Annotated in this window: 14 protein-coding genes and 2 pseudogenes; 7 read left to right on the forward strand and 9 right to left on the reverse strand. The window is 70.4% G+C overall.

Annotated elements, in window-relative coordinates; genetic code table 11:
• Positions 1-167, forward strand: a pseudogene (locus A5692_RS29130) (lipid-transfer protein); the annotation flags it as partial.
• Here A5692_RS29130 and A5692_RS16705 read toward each other — a convergent pair.
• The 7 genes and pseudogenes from A5692_RS16705 to A5692_RS16735 all read right to left on the reverse strand — a co-directional run.
• Positions 165-1229, reverse strand: a pseudogene (locus A5692_RS16705) (lipid-transfer protein); the annotation flags it as partial. The pseudogenes A5692_RS29130 and A5692_RS16705 overlap by 3 nt on opposite strands.
• Positions 1226-1693, reverse strand: coding sequence for a MaoC family dehydratase (locus tag A5692_RS16710; RefSeq protein ID WP_068057809.1), 468 nt, complete (start codon positions 1691-1693; stop codon positions 1226-1228). The gene A5692_RS16710 and the pseudogene A5692_RS16705, both read right to left, overlap by 4 nt.
• On the reverse strand, positions 1690-2814 hold the full coding sequence (locus tag A5692_RS16715) for an acyl-CoA dehydrogenase family protein (protein WP_068057811.1): 1125 nt from the start codon (positions 2812-2814) through the stop codon (positions 1690-1692). Before A5692_RS16715 ends, A5692_RS16710 begins: the two co-directional genes overlap by 4 nt.
• A gap of 9 nt (positions 2815-2823) precedes the next feature.
• Complete coding sequence (locus A5692_RS16720) at positions 2824-3222, reverse strand: Zn-ribbon domain-containing OB-fold protein (RefSeq protein WP_068057812.1); 399 nt, start codon at positions 3220-3222, stop codon at positions 2824-2826.
• Positions 3222-3767: a MaoC family dehydratase N-terminal domain-containing protein gene (locus A5692_RS16725; protein WP_068057814.1), complete on the reverse strand. Its 546-nt coding sequence runs from the start codon at positions 3765-3767 to the stop codon at positions 3222-3224. The genes A5692_RS16720 and A5692_RS16725 overlap by 1 nt, the downstream gene beginning before the upstream one ends.
• Positions 3768-3781: 14 nt before the next feature.
• On the reverse strand, positions 3782-4969 hold the full coding sequence (locus tag A5692_RS16730; protein ID WP_068057816.1) for an acyl-CoA dehydrogenase family protein: 1188 nt from the start codon (positions 4967-4969) through the stop codon (positions 3782-3784).
• Positions 4970-4973: 4 nt separating this feature from the next.
• Positions 4974-6158 carry a cytochrome P450 gene (locus A5692_RS16735; protein WP_068057830.1) on the reverse strand — a complete coding sequence of 395 codons (1185 nt, stop codon included), beginning with the start codon at positions 6156-6158 and terminating at the stop codon, positions 4974-4976.
• Positions 6159-6358: 200 nt separating this feature from the next.
• Between A5692_RS16735 and A5692_RS16740 the strand changes: the two genes are divergently transcribed.
• The 5 genes from A5692_RS16740 (at position 6359) to A5692_RS16760 (ending at position 14003) form a co-directional block, all read left to right on the forward strand.
• Positions 6359-7828, forward strand: coding sequence for an aldehyde dehydrogenase family protein (locus A5692_RS16740; protein WP_068057832.1), 1470 nt, complete (start codon positions 6359-6361; stop codon positions 7826-7828).
• Positions 7825-10131 carry a CaiB/BaiF CoA-transferase family protein gene (locus A5692_RS16745; protein WP_068057818.1) on the forward strand — a complete coding sequence of 769 codons (2307 nt, stop codon included), beginning with the start codon at positions 7825-7827 and terminating at the stop codon, positions 10129-10131. The genes A5692_RS16740 and A5692_RS16745 overlap by 4 nt, the downstream gene beginning before the upstream one ends.
• A 46-nt stretch (positions 10132-10177) precedes the next feature.
• Positions 10178-11086, forward strand: coding sequence for an alpha/beta fold hydrolase (locus tag A5692_RS16750; protein WP_068057820.1), 909 nt, complete (start codon positions 10178-10180; stop codon positions 11084-11086).
• 28 nt (positions 11087-11114) lie between these two features.
• Complete coding sequence (locus A5692_RS16755; protein WP_068057822.1) at positions 11115-12533, forward strand: acyl-CoA synthetase; 1419 nt, start codon at positions 11115-11117, stop codon at positions 12531-12533.
• 174 nt (positions 12534-12707) lie between these two features.
• Complete coding sequence (locus A5692_RS16760; protein ID WP_068057834.1) at positions 12708-14003, forward strand: MFS transporter; 1296 nt, start codon at positions 12708-12710, stop codon at positions 14001-14003.
• A gap of 8 nt (positions 14004-14011) precedes the next feature.
• Here A5692_RS16760 and dapD read toward each other — a convergent pair whose 3' ends face one another.
• On the reverse strand, positions 14012-14965 hold the full coding sequence (dapD, locus tag A5692_RS16765) for a 2,3,4,5-tetrahydropyridine-2,6-dicarboxylate N-succinyltransferase (RefSeq protein WP_156766121.1): 954 nt from the start codon (positions 14963-14965) through the stop codon (positions 14012-14014).
• A gap of 36 nt (positions 14966-15001) precedes the next feature.
• Between dapD and dapE the strand changes: the two genes are divergently transcribed.
• On the forward strand, positions 15002-16066 hold the full coding sequence (gene dapE, locus A5692_RS16770) for a succinyl-diaminopimelate desuccinylase (RefSeq protein WP_068057825.1): 1065 nt from the start codon (positions 15002-15004) through the stop codon (positions 16064-16066).
• On the opposite strand, the gene A5692_RS16775 is transcribed toward dapE, so the two are convergent.
• Positions 16063-17996: AAA family ATPase (locus A5692_RS16775; protein WP_068057828.1), on the reverse strand; the 1934-nt coding region annotated here is incomplete at its 5' end. The two genes, dapE and A5692_RS16775, sit on opposite strands and share 4 nt — an antisense overlap.

The following is a 17996-nucleotide window of genomic DNA, read 5'->3' on the forward strand; positions in this document are numbered from 1 at the left end:
CGATCAACACCAACGGCGGCCTGCTCGGCGAGGCCTACATCCACGGCATGAACGGCATCACCGAGGGCGTGCGCCAGGTGCGTGGCACGTCGTACAACCAGGTCGACAACGTCGAACACGTCTTGGTCACCTCGGGCACCGGGGTACCTACGAGCGGGCTGATTCTGGCGCACGCCCTCGGTGATGCCGTTCATGCCGTGGATGTAGGCCTCGCCGAGCAGGCCGCCGTTGGTGTTGATCGGGAAATCCCCACCCAGCGAGAGCCGCTCGACCGTGGCGAAGTCCTTGGCCTCCCCACGCCCGCAGAACCCGAGCTCCTCGAGCTGGGTGAACACGAACGGCGTGAAATGGTCGTAGATGAAGGCGGTTTGGATGTCCTGCGGCTTGAGGCCCGAGTCGCGCCATAGCCGGTTGGCCACCACGCCCATCTCGGGCAGGCCGGTGATGTCGTCGCGGTAGTAGCTGGTCATCATCTCGCCGTTGGCTGCCGCGCCCTGGGCGGCCGCGGTGATGATCGCCGGCGGCTGCCGCAGGTCGCGCGCGCGTTCGGCGCTGGTGACCACGAGCGCGACCCCGCCGTCGCTTTCCTGGCAGCAATCCAGCAGGCGCAGCACCGGTTCGACGATCCAGCGCGAATTCTGGTGGTCTTCCAGCGTGATCGGGCGCTGGTAGAACCAGGCATCGGGATTGCGGGCCGCGTGCGCGCGGTCGACGACGGCGATGCGGCCGAAGTCGGAGTTGGTGACCCCGTACGTCGACATGTAGCGCTGGGCGTGCATCGCGACCCACGCCGCGGGGGTGAGCAATCCGAACGGCGCGTAATGCGCCATGAACAAAGGGGTCCCCAGGTCGGTGCGCCCGCTGCCGCCGAACCGCATGCCGGACCGTTCGTTGAAGGCGCGCCAGCACACCACCACGTCGGCGACACCCGTCGCAACGGCCATGGCGGCGTGCACGACGGTGCCGGCGGCGGCGCCGCCGCCGTGGTGCACGCGGGAGAAGAAGCTCAGGTCGCCGATGCCCACGTTGCGCGCGATCTCGATCTCGTCGCTGGAATCCATGGTGAAGGTGACCATGCCGTCGACGTCGCCGGGTGACAGTCCGGCGTCGTCCAGCGCGGCACTCACGGCCTCGCAGGCCAATTGCAGTTCGCTGCGGCCGGATTCCTTGGAGAATTCGGTCTGGCCGATCCCGACGATGGCGGCGGCGCCGGGCAGCGAGCCGCTCACGCTTGGTCCCTTTCGAACGGCCCGTCGAGCAGGCTGAGGACCGCCGTACCCGAGACGTGGTCGCCCAGGCTGTTGGAGCCCTTGAACGTCACCTCGACGAAGTTCTCACCTCCGCTGCCCTCGGTCTTTCCGGTGACGCTCCCGGTGAAGCGCAGCGGGTCGTCCGGAAAGCACGGCACGCCAAGTCGAATCGACAGGTTCTTGACCATCGCTTCGGGCCCGGCCCAGTCGGTGAGGAAGCGCACGCAATAGCCGTTGGTGGTGAGGATGTTCATGAACAGGTTGGGCGAGCCCTGCTTGTTCGCGTAGTCGCGGTCGTGGTGCACGGGCATGAAGTCGCGGGTGGCGATCGCCCCGGCGACGATCATCGTTGTGGTGATCGGGACTTCGAGCGGAGTCACCTCGTCGCCGACGGAGATGTCCGCCCAGCGCAGGGTGGTGGTGCGGCTCGCGGTGGTCGTCATGGGAGTCCTTCCGAATACGTTGCGCCATACGTTGCGCCTAAGTGGGCCAGCTGCGCGGTAGCCGGGCCGAGCGTGAGCTCGTTGTGCTTGGCCCACAGGAAATAGCGGTGCAGGGGATAGGTGATGTCGATCCCGATGCCGCCGTGGACGTGCTGGGCGGTGGCGGCGACGCGGGCGCCGGCCTCGGCGGCCCAGAACTTGGCGATGCGGGCGGCGCGGCCGGCGGTCCGGCCGTGCGCGATCAGCCACGCCGCGTGCCAGGTGGTCCACCGGATCGCCTCGACGTCGATGAACGCGTCGGCCATCCGCTGCTGCACGGCCTGGAAGCTGCCGATGGGCCGGCCGAATTGTTCGCGGCCCGTCGTGTACTCGGCCGCGATCCGCAGGGCTCGCTCCGCGACGCCGAGCTGAATCGCGCACAGCCCGACCAGCGCACGGGTGTGCAGCGACTCGATCAGGTCTGCCCCGACGATCAGGTCGGCGTCGGATACCGTTGCGCCGTCGAGGTTTACGTCGGCGTGCGGTTCGTGGTTGGTGGTCGCCGCCGGCCGGATATCGACGCCGGGGGCGTCGGCCGCTACCAGGAACAGGCCGACCTGCCCGTCCTCCATCGACGCCGGGATTAGCACCGTGTCGGCGATCTGGGCGGCGGGAACCAGCTCCTTGACGCCGTCGAGCCGCCAGTCGCCGCCGTCGCGTCGCGCGGTGGTGGCGGGAGTCGTCAAGTCGGAGCGGCCCGGCTCGGCGAGGCCCGCGGTCAGGATGCGGCTTCCGGCGACGACGCCCGGCAGGAAGCGTTGCCGCTGCTCGGGATTGCCGTGCCGGGCGATCGGGTCGGCGCCCAGCGCCAGGGTCGCGTACGCGGGCACCGGCGCGACGGCCCAGCCCACCTCGGCCAGCAGCACCCCGAGTTCGACGAAGCCGCCGCCGTTACCGCCGACCGACTCCGGCAGCGCGGTGCCCAACAGGTCGGCGGCGGCCAGCTCTTTCCACAGGCCGTCGTCGAAGCGGACGTCACCGGCTTCCAACTCGGCCAGGCGCCCGGGCGCCGCCCGGCGTTCGAAGAGGTCGCGGGCGAGCTTGGAGATGGTCTCCTGCTCTTCGGTGAACGTGAAGTCCATCGCCCCCGCCTAGTCCGCCGGCCGAAACTGGTGCAGCACCAGGTCGTTATCGAAACCCTGGTAGTACACCTCGACCGGCATCCCCGTTCTCACGTCCGCCGGGTCGATGTCGGTCAGATTGGACACCAGCCTTACGCCCTCCTCGAGTTCCACCAGCGCGACGACGTAGGGATACTCGAAGAACGGAAACTTCGGTTCGTGCGGCATCACGTAGCTGTAGACGGTGCCGCGGCCCGACGATTTGACGGTGCCCCAGTCCAGGGAACGGCAGTGCGGGCACATCGGGCGGGGTGGGTGCCGCAGCCGCCCGCATCCGCCGCAGCGCTGGATCAGAAGCTTGTTGTCCCGCAACCCGTTCCAGAAGAACTCGGTGTCCTTGGTGATGGCCGGCGCCAGTCGGGTGGCCATCAGCGTTCCGGCCTGAATCGCAGCACGCGGAATCGCTGCCGGCCCAGAACTTCCCCGTTCTGGTCGGTGTAGGTGGTCAGCCAGGTCAAAAAGAAGCCGGTGCCCAGGGCCGTCTTCTTCTCCTCGGAGACCGATTCGTACACCGTCGTCGCGCTGATGACGTCGCCGAGGCGCGGGTAGCGTTCGATCTCGAACTCGGAGTTGGTCGCCACCGTGCTGGTGTAGCCGGCCTCGTCGAGGAACGCCGTTGGGTTGCTTTCGATGACGACCGGTGCGCCACCGCGCTCGCCGATGCCCTCCAGGATCGGCGAGGGCATGGTCCAGGTCTGCAGCATCACCGGCGGCGACACGATGCCGCCGAACCGCGATTTCTCGGCGAACTCGGGGTCCAGGTAGACCGGGTTCATGTCGGCCATTGCGTACGCCCAGTGCCGGATCATCGGCTGGTTGACCGGGTCCGGGGCCAGTGAGGGCTTTCCGGTGCCGCCGGTGGGCCGGCCGACGAGGGCTTTCACCTTGGCGCTGACGGTTTCTGAGTCGGTCACTTACGGGTGTCCTCCTATTGTGCGGTGGCGCGAAGGTCTCGGGGAGCGCGTGGCATGCCCAATCCCGCCATGGCGATGATGTCACGCTGAATCTCGTTGGCGCCGCCGCCGAAGGTATTGATGACGGCCCATCGATACGCGGTTTCCAGTGCGCCGCGTAGCGGTGCATCGGTGCCCCGGCGTACCCCGTTGTGGTCGAGCACTTCCAGCAGCTCGCGGGCGACCTGCTGGGTCAGCTCGGTGCCGAACACCTTGGCGGCCGACGCTTCTCCCATGCTGAGCACGCCTTTGGTCATCGCGGCGTTGACCCGAAGGTTGACCAGTTTGTAGGCGGCGACCTGGGCCTCAACCCGCGCCAGGGCGAGCTGTACCCACGGCTGGTCGATGACGCGGTCGCCGTCGAGCTCGGTGGCGGCGGCCCACTCCAGGGTCTTCTCGAATAGCGGCTCGAGCGCCCCGAGGTTGCCCAGGGCCGCCCGCTCGAAGTTCAACTGGGTGGTGATCAGCTGCCAGCCTTGGTTCTCGCCACCCACCAGCGCGCTGGCCGGGACCCGAACGTTGTCGTAGAACGTGTAGAAGGTGGAGATGCCCGGCATGGTGTGTAGCGGCTGCCAGGAGAACCCGGGCGACGAGGTGGGCACGATCAGGATGGAAATGCCCTTGTGTTTCTTGGCATCGGGATCGGTGCGGGCGGCCAGCCAGATGTAGTCGGCATACGCCGCGCCGCTGGTGAACATCTTCTGCCCGTTGATGACGTACTCGTCGCCGTCCCGGACCGCGGTGGTGCGCAGCGATGCCAGGTCGCTACCTGCCCCGGGCTCGGAGTAGCCGATCGCGAACTCGACACTGCCGTCCAGGATCGCGGGCAGGAACTTCTGCTTCTGTTCCTCGGTGCCGCACTGCATGAGCGTCGGCCCCACCGTGTTGAGCGTCACCAGCGGGATCGGGGCGTTCACCCGCTGCGCCTCCTCGGAGAAGATGAACTGCTCGATCGCCGAGAATCCGCGTCCGCCATACTCTTTGGGCCACCCGACGCCGAGCAGGTCGGCCGCGGCCAGGGCGCGTATACATTCCCGCACTTCGGGGCCGCCCTCCATGCGTGTGCTGAGGGCGAGGCTGCGTTCGGGCGTCATGACGCGTTCCAGCGCGGCGCGGATCTCAGCGCGCAGCCGCTCCTGCTCGGGGGAGTACTCCAGATCCATCGGTTCAGGCCCCCAGCCGCACCGGCATGCGCTTGACCCCGGGCACCATGGTGGCGCGCATCCGGTCCACCGGGCCCACCAGCTCGAGCTTCGGGAAGCGGCGCAGCAGCTCGTCGAACATCACGCACGCCTCCAGCCGCGCCAATTGCGCACCGACACAGGAATGTTCGCCGCACCCGAACGCGATGTGCGGATTCGGGTGCCGGGTCACCTTGAACTCCTCGGAGTCGGCACCGAATATCTCTTCGTCGCGGTTGGCGGAGCCGTAAAGCATCACCACCACGTCGCCCTCGGCGATCCGCTGGCCGCGGATCTCGACGTCGGTCGTCGCGGTGCGCGCCATGTGGACCACGGGGCTGGTCCACCGCAGCATCTCCTCGACGGCGCCGGGGATCAGCGCCGGATCGTCGGCCAGCAGGCGGCATTGGTCGGGGTGGGCGATCAGCGCCAGCGTGCCCAGCGCGATCAGGTTGCGGGTGGTTTCATTGCCGGCCACCAGCAGCAGGTAGGCGAAATTCAGCAGGTCTTCATCGGTCAGCCGGACGCCGTCGATCTCCGCGCCGGCCAGCACCGACAGCAGGTCGTCGCGCGCGTCCACGCGCCTGGCGGCGATCAGCTTCTGGAAGTACTCGTAGAGCTGCCCCATGGCGACCATCGGGTCGAGTTCGATCTCGGGGTCGGCCGTCCCGGTGGCCGCGTCCGACCACGCCCGGAACTGCTCCCAGTCATCGGCCGGGGCGCCGATCAGCTCGGCGATCATCCGGGTGGGCAGCGGGGCGGCGATTTCATCGGCGAACTCGTGGACGGAATCCGGTTGGACGCCATCGAGGATGCCCCGCACGATCTCGCGGATCTTGGGCTCCAGCACGGCCACCCGCCGCCGGGTGAACCCGGAGTTGATCAGCTTGCGCAACTGCCGGTGCCGCGGCGGGTCGGTGAAGATGAGGTTGCCCTCCTGCACCGCGTTGCCCATCTGCGGATCGGGGATGGTGATGCCCCGGGTCGAGGTGAAGGTGGCCGGGTTGGTCGACACGAAGCGGATGTCCTCGTACTTCAACAGCGCCCAGAAGTTGGTGACGTCGTTCCAGCAGACCGGCGCCGTCGCGCGCAGCTCGCGGTACGCCGGGTACGGATCGCCGGCATAGAAGTCGGGGGAGTGCAACAGACAAGCGGGAACAGTGGTCCGCACGGCGGCCTCCCTGACCAGACGATCCGACACATTGACGCGATGTGTCTTGCGGCCTTGTGTCTACTCCGCGTCGGCCACCCGTGTCAATACCGGCGCGAAACCGCAAAATAGCGCGCAATTCGCGTGATTGGTGATTGACGGTACGGGGGCATGGGTGTACACCAAGTGGTTAGATGACCGACGTTCGGGTGAGGAAGCGCATGACCGAGCTGCACACTCCGGGATCTCTTGTCGACACCTATCAGCTCTACATCGACGGCAGATGGGTCGAGCCGGAGGACGGTCGCTACGACGACGTCAACCCGGCCACCGAAGAGTCCATCGGCACCGCGCCCGACGCGAGCGTCACCCAGGTCGGCGCGGCGATCGGCGCCGCGCGCCGGGCCTTCGACGCCGGGCCCTGGGGGCGCATGGGCCCCGACGAGCGGGCCGGCTGCCTCAACCAGCTCGGTGCGGCCCTGCTCAAGCATGTCGACGAGATCTTCGCGCTGTCCCAGGTCGAATGGGGCTGCGTGACCAACGAGCGCATGATGCAGATCGACGGCGCCGGCTACATGTCCATGCACGCCGCCCAGCTCGCCACGCAGCTGGTCGACGAGCCGGTCACCGGGATCGGCGCAGGAACGACGTTGCTGCGCCGCGAGCCGCTCGGTGTCGTATCGATCCTGACGCCGTGGAACTTCCCCCACTGTCTCAACGTCATGAAGGTGAACAACGCGCTGGCCGCCGGCAACACCGTCGTGCTCAAGCCCTCACCGCTGACGCCGCTGGCCGGGCTCGCGCTCGCGCGCATCATCGACGAGGAGACCGACATTCCGCCGGGTGTGGTCAACGTCGTCACGCCGTCGGGCCTCGAGGCCGCCAAGCTGCTCACGACGGATCCGCGCATCGACATGATCAGCTTCACCGGCAGCTCCGCGGTCGGCTGCGAGGTCATGCGGGCCGCGGGCGATGCCATGAAGCGGCTGTTGCTGGAGTGCGGCGGAAAATCGGCGAGCATCATCCTCGACGACACGCAGCTGACCGACGAGATGCTGCGACAGATGCTGTTCGATTGCTGCTCGCTGCACGCCGGGCAGGCCTGCATCCTGCACAGCCGGCTGCTGCTGCCCGATTCGTTGCACGACGACGTCGTCGACCGGCTCGTCGCACTGGCCCGCGACGTCAAGGTCGGCGACCCCACCGACCCGACGGTGCAGATGGGCCCGCTCATCAGCGCGGCGCAACGCGAGCGCGTGCAGGCGCACGTCGACGGCGCGGTCTGCGACGGCGCGAAGCTGGCCACCGGCGGCGGTCGCCCCGCCGGGCTGGATGTCGGCTACTACTTCGAGCCGACGATTCTCACCGGCGTGCAACCGGATTCGACGATCGCGCAGGAGGAGGTGTTCGGGCCGGTGCTCTCGGTGTTGCGCTATCGCGACGACGACGACGCCGTCGCGATCGCCAACAACTCGTGCTACGGGCTTTCGGGCGCCGTCTGGGGCGCCGACGTGGACCGGGCCCTCGCGATCGCCCGGCGGATGCGCACGGGCCAGGTCGCCGTCAACGGGATCGGGCCCGGCGATGCGCCGTTCGGCGGCTTCAAGCTGAGCGGGTTCGGGCGGGAGAGCGGCGGAGTCAGCGGGCTGCACCAGTACATGGAGGTGAAGGCCATCGGGATCCCGGCATGACTGGACCCCTTGCCGGGCTCCACGTCGTCGAACTCGCCAGCGAGATCTCAGGCCCTTACGCCGCAAAGCTTTTCGCCGACCTCGGCGCCGAGGTCACCAAGGTCGAACCGCCCGCCGGGGATCCGCTGCGCCGATGGGGCCCATTTCCCGGCGGGGTCACCGATCCCGAGCGTTCCGGCCTGTTCCACTACCTCAACGCCGGGAAGCGCGGCGCCACACTCGATCTGACTCATAAGGGTGACCGGGCGGCCGCCCGCGAGCTCGTCGCGGGGGCGCACGTGCTCATCGAGGACTTCGCGCCCGGAACGCTGGAACGCTGGGGGATGGGCCCGGGCGACTTGGGCCGGCTGAACCCAAACCTGGTGCTGCTGCGCATCTCCGCGTTCGGCCAGTGCGGGCCCTGGCGGTACCGGCGGGCCACGCCTCTGACCGTGCAGGCGGCCTCGGGCTGGGTCAGCGTCCGGGACCCGGGCCGGCCGCCCGTACAGGTCGGCGCGCGCATCTCCGAGTTCGTCGCCGGCGGCTACGGCGCGCTGGGCGCGCTCACCGCGCTGCGACTGGCACCGGCCGGCCGGGTCCGGGAGGTCGACGTATCCCAGGCGGAAGCGCTGCTGTCGACGCTGCCCTACCCGATGCTGATGGCACAGCGCATGAAAGGCCTTGGCCTGCCGGCGAACCTGCGCTCGGCGCCCATGCTGGGCGTCGTCCGGGCCGCCGACGGCTGGGTGGGCATCAACTGCCTGACGGGCCAGCACTGGCTGGACGTGTGCGCGATGCTCGGGCTGCCCGAGTACGGCGAGCAGCAGATCGCGATCATGCTGGGCGGCCCGGAGCGCGACGAGTTCTTCGGCAAGGCCGAGCCGCTGCTCGCCCAGCAGACCGTCGCCGACATCGTGGAACTCGCCCAGGCGCTGCGCATCCCCGCAGCACCGGTCAACGACGGGGCCACCGTGTTGGAATGTCCGCAGTACGCCGAGCGCGGGTTTTTTGAGCAATCCGGCGGGCCCGGATGGTCGTTCCAGCGGCCCGGCCCGGCGTTTCGCCTCTCCAAAACGCCTGTGGCACAACCGGGCACACCGCCGCGGCTGGGCACGCGCCCCGAGCCGTGGGCAGCCGATGCCCGGCCGCCGTCCACGACCGAGGGGCCGCTGCCGTTCTCCGGCCTGAGGGTCCTCGACCTGACCACGTTCTGGGCCGGGGCGTACCTGACCTGCTACCTGGGCGCGTTCGGCGCCGACATCGTCAAGGTCGAGTCGATCCAGCGGCCGGACGGGCACCGCTACTCCGGCGCCTTCGCCTACGAGGGTGACGACTGGTACGAACGCAGCCCCATCTGGCAGGGCACCAACCTCAACAAGCGCGACCTCACCCTCGACCTGACCTCGTCGCGGGGCCTCGACATCGCCCGGCGGCTCGCCGAGGAGGCCGACGTGGTCGTGGAGAACTTCTCACCGCGGGTGGTCGAGCAGTTCGGCCTGGACTACGACGCGCTGGCGTCGCTGAACCGCGACGTGATCGCCGTGCGGATGCCGGGATACGGCCTGCGGGGTCCGTGGCGCGACTACGTCGGCTGGGCGCTGAACTTCGAGCAGACCTCGGGGATGTCGGCGGTCACCGGCTACCCCGACGGTCCGCCGTGCAACCCGCAGGGGCCCGCCGATCCGATCGTCGGCGTGCACGCGGCGGTGGCGCTGCTGGCCGCCCTCGAGCACCGACGCCGCACGGGGGAGGGCCAGCTGATCGAGGTCGCGCAGATCGAGGTCGCCGCCTGCCTGACCGCCGAACCGGTGATCGAGTACTCGATGACCGGCGCCGTGCGCCCGCGGGAGGGCAACCGGCGGCGCGGCTACCTGCAAGGCGTGTACCCGACCGCCGACGACGGCGTCTGGGTCGCGCTGTCGCTGCCCGACGACGGCCGGCTCGACCACGACGTTTTCGACGAGCTGGTCTCCGCGTGGACCCGCACTCAGGCCGCGGAGGCGGTCGTGAAAACCCTTCAGGTGCAAGGTATCCCGGCCGAACAAGCGATCACCGGTGACCGGATGTATGACTGCGACCTGATCGGCGGCCAGCTCGGCGCGCGCGGCTACTACGAGGAGTTCACGCATCCGATCACCGGGGCCCACCGCTACCCAGGCTGGCCGTTTCGCATCACACCGGGGCCGGTCCGCCACCACCGTGGTGCCCCGCCGACGCTGGGTCAGCACAACGACGAAATCCTGCGCGGGCTGGGGCTGTCCGCGGACGAGGTCGCGAGGTTGCGGAGCGAGCGGGTCATCGGGGAGCGGCCGCTGGGCGCCTGACCCGTGAGCCTTTGGTAAACGGCCCTTCACATGCAAGGCTGCTGACATGGCCATCGAGATCGCCCGCCCCAAGCTCGAAGGAAACGTCGCCGTCGGCGAGGACCGCCAGATCGGTTTCGCCGAATTCGGTGACCCGCAAGGGCGTGCGATGTTCTGGCTGCACGGCACCCCCGGCGCCCGCCGCCAGATCCCGATCGAGGCCCGGGTCTACGCCGAGCAGCACAATATCCGCCTGATCGGCCTGGACCGGCCCGGCATCGGCTCGTCGACTCCGCACCGGTACGAGAACATCCGGGCGTTCGGCGACGACCTGCGGACGATCGCGGACACCCTCGGCATCGACAAGATGGCCGTCATCGGCCTGTCCGGCGGCGGCCCGTACGCGCTCGCGTCCGCCGCGGTGCTGCCCGACCGGGTGGTCGCTCTCGGCGTCCTCGGCGGCGTCGCGCCGTTCCTCGGCGAAGAGGGGATCACCAGCGGGCTGATGAACCTGGGCAAGCGGATGGCGCCGCTGCTGCGGCTGGGCGGCGACCCGCTGCGGATCGGCGCGAGCCTGGTGGTCCGGATGGTCCGTCCGGTCGCGAATCCCGCGCTGTATCTGTACGCCGCGATATCGCCCGAGGGCGACCGGCGCCTGCTCACCCGGCCCGAGTTCGGCGCCATGTTCCTCGACGACTTGCTCAACGGGAGCCGCAAGCAGCTGGCGGCCCCATTCAACGACATCATCCTGTTCACCCAGGACTGGGGATTTCGGCTCGACGAGGTCAAGGTCCCCGTCCGGTGGTGGCACGGCGACAGCGACCACATCGTCCCGTTCGCCCACGGTGAGCACGTCGTGTCGTTGCTGCCCGACGCCGAGCTGTTCGTGTTGCACGGCGAGAGCCATCTCGGCGGGCTGGGCCGCGGCGAGGAGATCCTGTCCACGCTGACGAAGATCTGGGACGAGCAGGACTGACGTTCCCGGCGCCGGGTAGCCTGCTCACGTGCTGCTGGCGTCCCTGAATCCCGCGGCGGTCACCGCCACCGACATCGCCGACGCGGTACGCATCGACGGCGCCGTGCTCAGTCGCAGCGACCTGGTCGGCGCCGCCACGTCGGTCGCCGAGCGGGTGGGCGGCGCGGACCGGGTCGCGATCTTGGCCACGCCCACCGCGGCGACGGTGCTCGCGGTGACCGGGTGCCTGATCGCCGGCGTCCCGTTCGTTCCGGTGCCCGCCGACGTCGGCGCCGCCGAACGCCGGCACATGCTGACCGATTCGGCGGCGCAGGCCTGGCTCGGTCCCGTGCCGGACGAGTCGGCGGGCCTGCCACACATCCCGGTGCGCTTGCACGCCCGGTCCTGGCACCGCCACCCCGAGCCGTCGCCCGACGCGACCGCGATGATCATCTACACCTCCGGCACCACCGGCCTGCCCAAGGGCGTGGTGCTGAGCCGCCGCGCGATCGCGGCCGACCTCGACGCCCTGGCGCAGGCCTGGCAATGGACGGCCGACGACGTGCTGGTGCACGGCCTGCCGCTGTTTCACGTGCACGGGCTGGTGCTGGGATTGCTCGGGTCGCTGCGGGTGGGAAATCGCTTCGTGCACACCGGCAAACCGACGCCGGCGGGCTACGCCCAGGCCGCCGAGGCCGGCGGAACCCTGTACTTCGGCGTCCCGACCGTGTGGTCGCGGCTGGTCGCCGACGAGGCCGCCGCCAGGGCGCTGCGCCCGGCGCGGCTACTGGTCTCGGGCAGCGCGCCGCTGCCGGTGCCGGTGTTCCGGCGGCTGGTCGAGCTCACCGGGCACGAGCCGGTCGAACGGTACGGCGCCTCCGAATCGCTGATCACCCTGTCGACCCGCGCGGACGGCGAGCGACGCCCCGGATGGGTGGGCCTCCCGCTGACCGGCGTGCAGACCAGGCTGCTCGACGACAGCGGCGCGGAGGTGCCGCACGACGGGGAAACCGTTGGGAAGCTTGAGGTTCGGGGTCCGATGCTGTTCGACGGCTACCTGAACCGGCCCGACGCCACCGCCGAGGCGTTCGACGCCGGAGGGTGGTATCGCACCGGTGACGTCGCGGTCATCGACGGCGGGGGCATGCACCGCATCGTGGGCCGCGAGTCGGTCGACCTGATCAAGTCCGGTGGCTACCGGATCGGCGCCGGCGAAATCGAAACGGCGTTGCTCGGGCACCCCGGCGTGCGCGAGGCGGCCGTCGTCGGGATGCCGGACGCGGACCTGGGCCAGCGCATCGTCGCCTTCGTCGTCGGTGCGGTCGACCTCAACCCCGACGACCTGATCGACTACGTCGCCCAAGAACTTTCGGTGCACAAGCGGCCACGGGAGGTCCGCCTCGTCGACGCGCTGCCCCGCAACGCGATGGGCAAGGTGCTGAAGAAGCAGCTGCTGACCGACGGCTGATCCCGCCCGACACGCAGCAAGTTGCCAGCTTCGGCGAAGAGCGTGACCGCGGAGCTTCACCTACCGTCGTAACCGTGTATCGATGTGACCGGGCAGTGAGCGGCCTCCATGGGTGAGCCGAATCGGTCCGCGGGCACCGCCACGATCGCGGCCGCCGCGGCGCCTGCCACCCCCATGCGGCGGATAGCCGCCGCCTGCCTCGTCGGCTCGGCGATCGAGTTCTACGACTTCCTGATCTACGGGACCGCGGCGGCGCTGGTGTTTCCCACGGTGTTCTTCCCGCGCCTGGGCCCGACGCTGGCCACCGTCGCCTCCATGGCGACGTTCGCGACGGCCTTCCTGTCCCGCCCGTTGGGCGCGGCGGTCTTCGGATACTTCGGGGATCGGCTGGGCCGCAAGAAGACGCTGGTCGCCACGCTGCTGATCATGGGCGCGTCGACGGTGAGCGTGGGCATGGTCCCCAGCACGGCGTCGATCGGCATGGCCGCCCCGTTGATCCTCATCGTCCTGCGGGTGTTGCAGGGTTTCGCGGTCGGCGGCGAGTGGGCGGGGTCCGTGCTGCTGAGCGCCGAGTACGCCCCCGCCGGCAAACGCGGCTGGTACGGCATGTTCACCCTGCTCGGCGGCGGCACCGCCGGCATCCTCGCCAGCCTGACCTTCCTCGCCGTCAACCTCACCATGGGTGAGAAGAGCCCCGCGTTCATGGAGTGGGGATGGCGGGTGCCGTTCCTGATCAGCAGCGGGCTGATCGGCATCGCCTTGTACGTGCGACTGAACATCGACGAGACCCCGCTGTTCGTCGAGGAGAAGAAGCGCGACCTGGTGCCCAAAGCGCCGCTCGCGGAGCTGGTGCGGTTCCAGCGGCGGGAGATCGTGCTGGTCGCGGGGTGCTTCCTGGGCGGAATGGGCTTCGTCTACCTGGGCAACACGTTTCTGGTGATGTACGCCCACAACCACCTGGGGTACTCACGGAGCTTCATCTGGGGCATCGGCGCGCTGGGCGGGTTGACGAGCATGGCCTGCGTGTCGTTCTCGGCATGGCTGTCCGATCGGGTCGGGCGGCGCCGGGTGATGCTGTTCGGGCTCGCGGCCTGCCTGCCGTGGGCGTTCGTGGTCATCCCGTTGCTGGACACCCGCAAGCCCGTGTTGTACGTGGTCGCCGTGCTGGGCATGTTCGCCGCCGCGGCGGTGGCCAACGGCCCCACCGGCGCCTTCGTTCCCGAACTGTTCGCCACCCGCTACCGCTACAGCGGTGCGGCGGTGGCGATGAACCTCGCCGGCGTCCTCGGCGCCGCCGTGCCGCCATTGATCGCCGGCACGCTGCTGGCGACCTACGGCAGCTGGGCGATCGGGCTCATGATGGCCACCCTGGTCGCGGCCAGTTTCGTGTCGGTCTACCTGCTGCCCGAAACCAAGGACGCCGCGCTACGCGCCGGGCCGGCGACCGAGGAAATCCCCGCCGACCGGTAGGCCGCGCGTCAGTTGGCGTGCAGGTCCTCGTTGAGGGCGATGCCCTGACCGCCGCGGGCCACCACCTCGACGGCCCCGGTGACCGAGTTGCGACGGAACAGCAGGTTGTTGCCGCCGGACAGCTCGGATGCCTTGAGCACCTGGCCGTCGGGCGTGGCGACCTTGGTGCCCGCGGTCACGTACAGGCCGGCTTCGACGACGCAGTCGTCGCCCAGCGAGATGCCCAGCCCCGCGTTGGCGCCGAGCAGGCACCGTTTGCCGATCGAAATGACCTCTGTGCCCCCGCCGGACAGCGTGCCCATGATGGACGCGCCGCCGCCGATGTCCGACCCGTCGCCCACCACCACGCCGGCGGAGATGCGGCCCTCGACCATCGACGCGCCCAGCGTGCCGGCGTTGTAGTTGACGAAGCCCTCGTGCATCACCGTCGTCCCCGGCGCCAGGTGCGCGCCCAGCCGCACCCGGTCGGCGTCGGCGATGCGCACGCCGGTGGGCACCACGTAGTCGACCATGCGCGGGAACTTGTCGATGCCGTACACGGTCACCGGTCCGTGCCGGCGCAGCCGCGCCCGGACGGCCTCGAACCCGTCGACCGCGCAAGGTCCGCGGTTGGTCCACACGACATTGGTCAATACCCCGAACAGGCCGCCGGCGTTCAGCCCGTGCGGCGCCACCAACCGATGCGACAGCAGATGCAGCCGCAGGTAGGCGTCGTAGGCGTCGGCGGCCACTTCGTCGAGCGAGCCGATGACGGTCCGCACGGCGATGCTCTCGGTGCCGCGGTCGTCGTCCCGGCCGACGAGCGCGGCCAGCTCCGGGGGCGCATCCGACGGCGCCAGGCGTGACGTGCCGCCGGTGCCCGACTCGGTCAGTTCCGGTGCGGGAAACCACGTGTCGAGGATCGATCCGTCGGCGGCCAGCGTCGCCAGCCCGATGCCTACAGCTCCAGTCACGGCGGTCAGGTTACTTGCCGCTCGGCAGCGGATAACCTGGGACCCGTGCTGGACTTGCGCGGGGATCCGATCGAGCTGACCGCGGCGTTGGTCGACATCCCCAGCGAATCGCGCGACGAGGCGCGCTTGGCCGACGAGGTGGAGGCGGCGCTGCGGGCCCAGACTTCCGGCTTCGAGATCGTGCGCAACGGCAACGCCGTGCTGGCGCGCACCCGCCGCCAGCGGCCGTCGCGGGTGTTGCTGGCCGGACACCTGGACACCGTCCCGGCCGCCGGCAACCTGCCCAGCCGACGCGAGGGCGGCGACCTGTACGGGTGCGGCGCCGCGGACATGAAATCGGGCGACGCGGTCTTCCTGCACCTGGCCGCCACCGTGGCCGAACCCGTGCACGACCTGACGCTGGTGTTCTACGACTGCGAGGAAATCGACGCCGCGGCAAACGGTTTGGGCCGCATCGAGCGCGAGCTGCCGGACTGGCTGGCCGCCGACGTGGCCATCCTGGGCGAACCCACCGGCGGCTACATCGAGGCGGGCTGCCAGGGCACGCTGCGCGTGGTGATCTCGGCCGCCGGCACACGCGCCCACTCGGCGCGACCGTGGCTGGGCGACAACGCGATTCACAAGCTGGGCGCCGTTCTGGACCGGCTGGCCGCCTACTCCGCGCGCAGCGTGGACATCGACGGGTGTGTATACCGCGAGGGCCTGTCCGCGGTGCGCATCGACGGCGGCGTCGCGGGCAACGTGATCCCCGACGCGGCGGCGGTCACCGTCAACTTTCGCTTCGCCCCCGACCGCTCGGTGACCGCCGCGCTGCAGCACGTGCACGAGGTGTTCGACGGGCTCGACGTGCGCATCGACCAGACCGACGCCGCCGCGGGCGCCATGCCCGGGCTGTCCCAGCCCGCGGCCAAGGCCCTGGTCGAGGCCGCCGGGGGGCAGGTGCGGGCGAAGTACGGGTGGACCGACGTCGCGCGGTTCGCCGCGCTGGGCATCCCGGCGGTCAACTTCGGGCCGGGCGACCCGAACCTGGCACACAAGCGCGACGAGAGCGTCCCGGTCGCCAACATCACCGCCGCGGTGGCCATACTGCGCGGCTACCTGACCGGCTAGCCAGTCCCGCACCGCTGCGCCTGCGCGGCGGCGTCGGCCGCCGCCGCTCGCATCCCCACCGCCGCTAGGCCGTCCGAGACAGCCAGCAGCGCCGCATCGTCGCCGGCCGCCAGCGCCTGCGCATGTGCGAGCGCGAGTTTACCCGCGGCGCAATCGATTTCATCGCAAAGACGAGAGAGTGGATCGGCCGCGCGGATGTCGCCGAGCCGCACCGCCTCGTGCCAGGATCGCACCGCCACGGCCCGCTGCCCGCCGCGTTCGGCCATCCGGGCGGCGTCGCGAGCGGCGGCCACCGCGCCGTGCGCGTCGCGCATCGAGGCCAACCGCCACGCCCGCGCCACGCCGAGCTCCGGCGCGAACAGCGCCGACTTGGTCCCGTGCCGGGATTCGGCCCGCCCCAACGTCTTTCCCGCGGCGGCGATGTCGCCCTGCTGGGCCAGCGCGGTGGCCAGCAGCGTCAACGACAGCGGGCCCCACGAATACCCGGTGCGTTCCAAGGTGGCGGCGGCCGGGGCGAGTAACGCTGCGGCCCCGGCGAAATCGCCGTCGGCGAGCAGCACGTGCGCCAGCAGCACCTCGCCGATCGCACGGCCCGGCTGCTGCAGCTCGGCGAAATCGGTGAACTGCTGGGCGAGTTCGCGGGCCGCGTCGAGCCGGCCCGCCATCAACAGCGCGGTGGTCTGCCCCAACCCGATCGTGAAGCGCAGCAACCCCGGATGTTCGGCGGCCAGGGCGCGCTGGGCCAGCGGCTCGACGTCGCCGAAATGCCCCTGCCGGGCCGCGCACAGCGCCGCCGCGCTGGCCGCCCACGCCACCGCCTGGTCGCCGGCGTGCGGGGTGGCCAGCACCTCGCCGGCGACCTTCACGGCGTGCCCGACGTTGCCGGCGTTCATCGCGAACGTGGCGCTCAGCGCGTCGAGGGTGGTGCGCGCGCCCGCATCCGAGACGTGACCGCGGATGGTGCGCAGGAACGCGGTGGCCCGCTCGGGTTCGCTGAGCATCCAGAATTGGTTGGCCGCGCGCAGCAGCGCCCAGTCCATCAGGGCGGTTTCGGTCAACGCGGTGGGGTCCAGGCCGGCCAGCACCGCGTCGGCCTCGCGGCCGCGGCCCTGCCAGCCCAGGGCGTGCGCCAGCGCCAGCCGCGCCGCCAACCCGCCGGACCGCTCCAGGGCCGAGGAGGCCAGCCGTTCGCCCAGGGCGAGATCGCCCAGCCGCAGCGCCTGCTGCGCGGCGGCGACCAGCTCGGCCACCGGTTGGGGGGCGTCGCTGTCGAGGGCCAGCGACGCCAGCCGCAGCCGGTCGCTGAGGTGTTCCGGCGGATGCTGCGACAGCTGCCGCACCACCTCGGTGCGGCGGCGCCGCGCGCCGTCGCCGCCCAGCGCGGCGCGCGCCCGCTCGGCGAACAGTGGGTGGGCGGTGTACACCACCGGGGCGTCCGAGGCCCCGCCGCGCGTCCGCGTCTCCACCGCCGCGCATTCCGTGGCCTGGCGAACCGCGTCCGCGCCGGCGAGGACGCTCAGATCCGCCAGCGACAGCGGCTCCGCCACGGCCAGATAGTCCACCACCGCCCGGGCCGCGGCGGGTATTTCGCCGAGAAACGTATCGACCTCTGCCGGCGTGGTCGTCCCGCCGGGCGCTTCGATGTCGATTCGGGTGAGCAGGCCGTCGGTCCACAGCGCCGCGACGGCGTCCGGAGCCGAGTCGGCGCGGCCGGTGACGACCATCCTGGCCGCGCCGGCCAGCGCCAACTGGTACACCAGCGTGGCGGACAGGATGTCCAGTTCGTGAGCGTCGTCGACCGCGAGCAGCAGGTCGTCACCGTCCAGCGACGCCCGGGCGGCACGCAACAGCGCGGCCGGCTTGCCGATGTCGGCTATCTCGACCAGGTGGCTGAAGGCGCCGAAGGGAACCGCGCGCTCGGTCGGGGTGC

This window comes from Mycobacterium sp. E342 (genome assembly GCF_001667665.1).
Taxonomy (GTDB): Bacteria; Actinomycetota; Actinomycetes; order Mycobacteriales; family Mycobacteriaceae; genus Mycobacterium.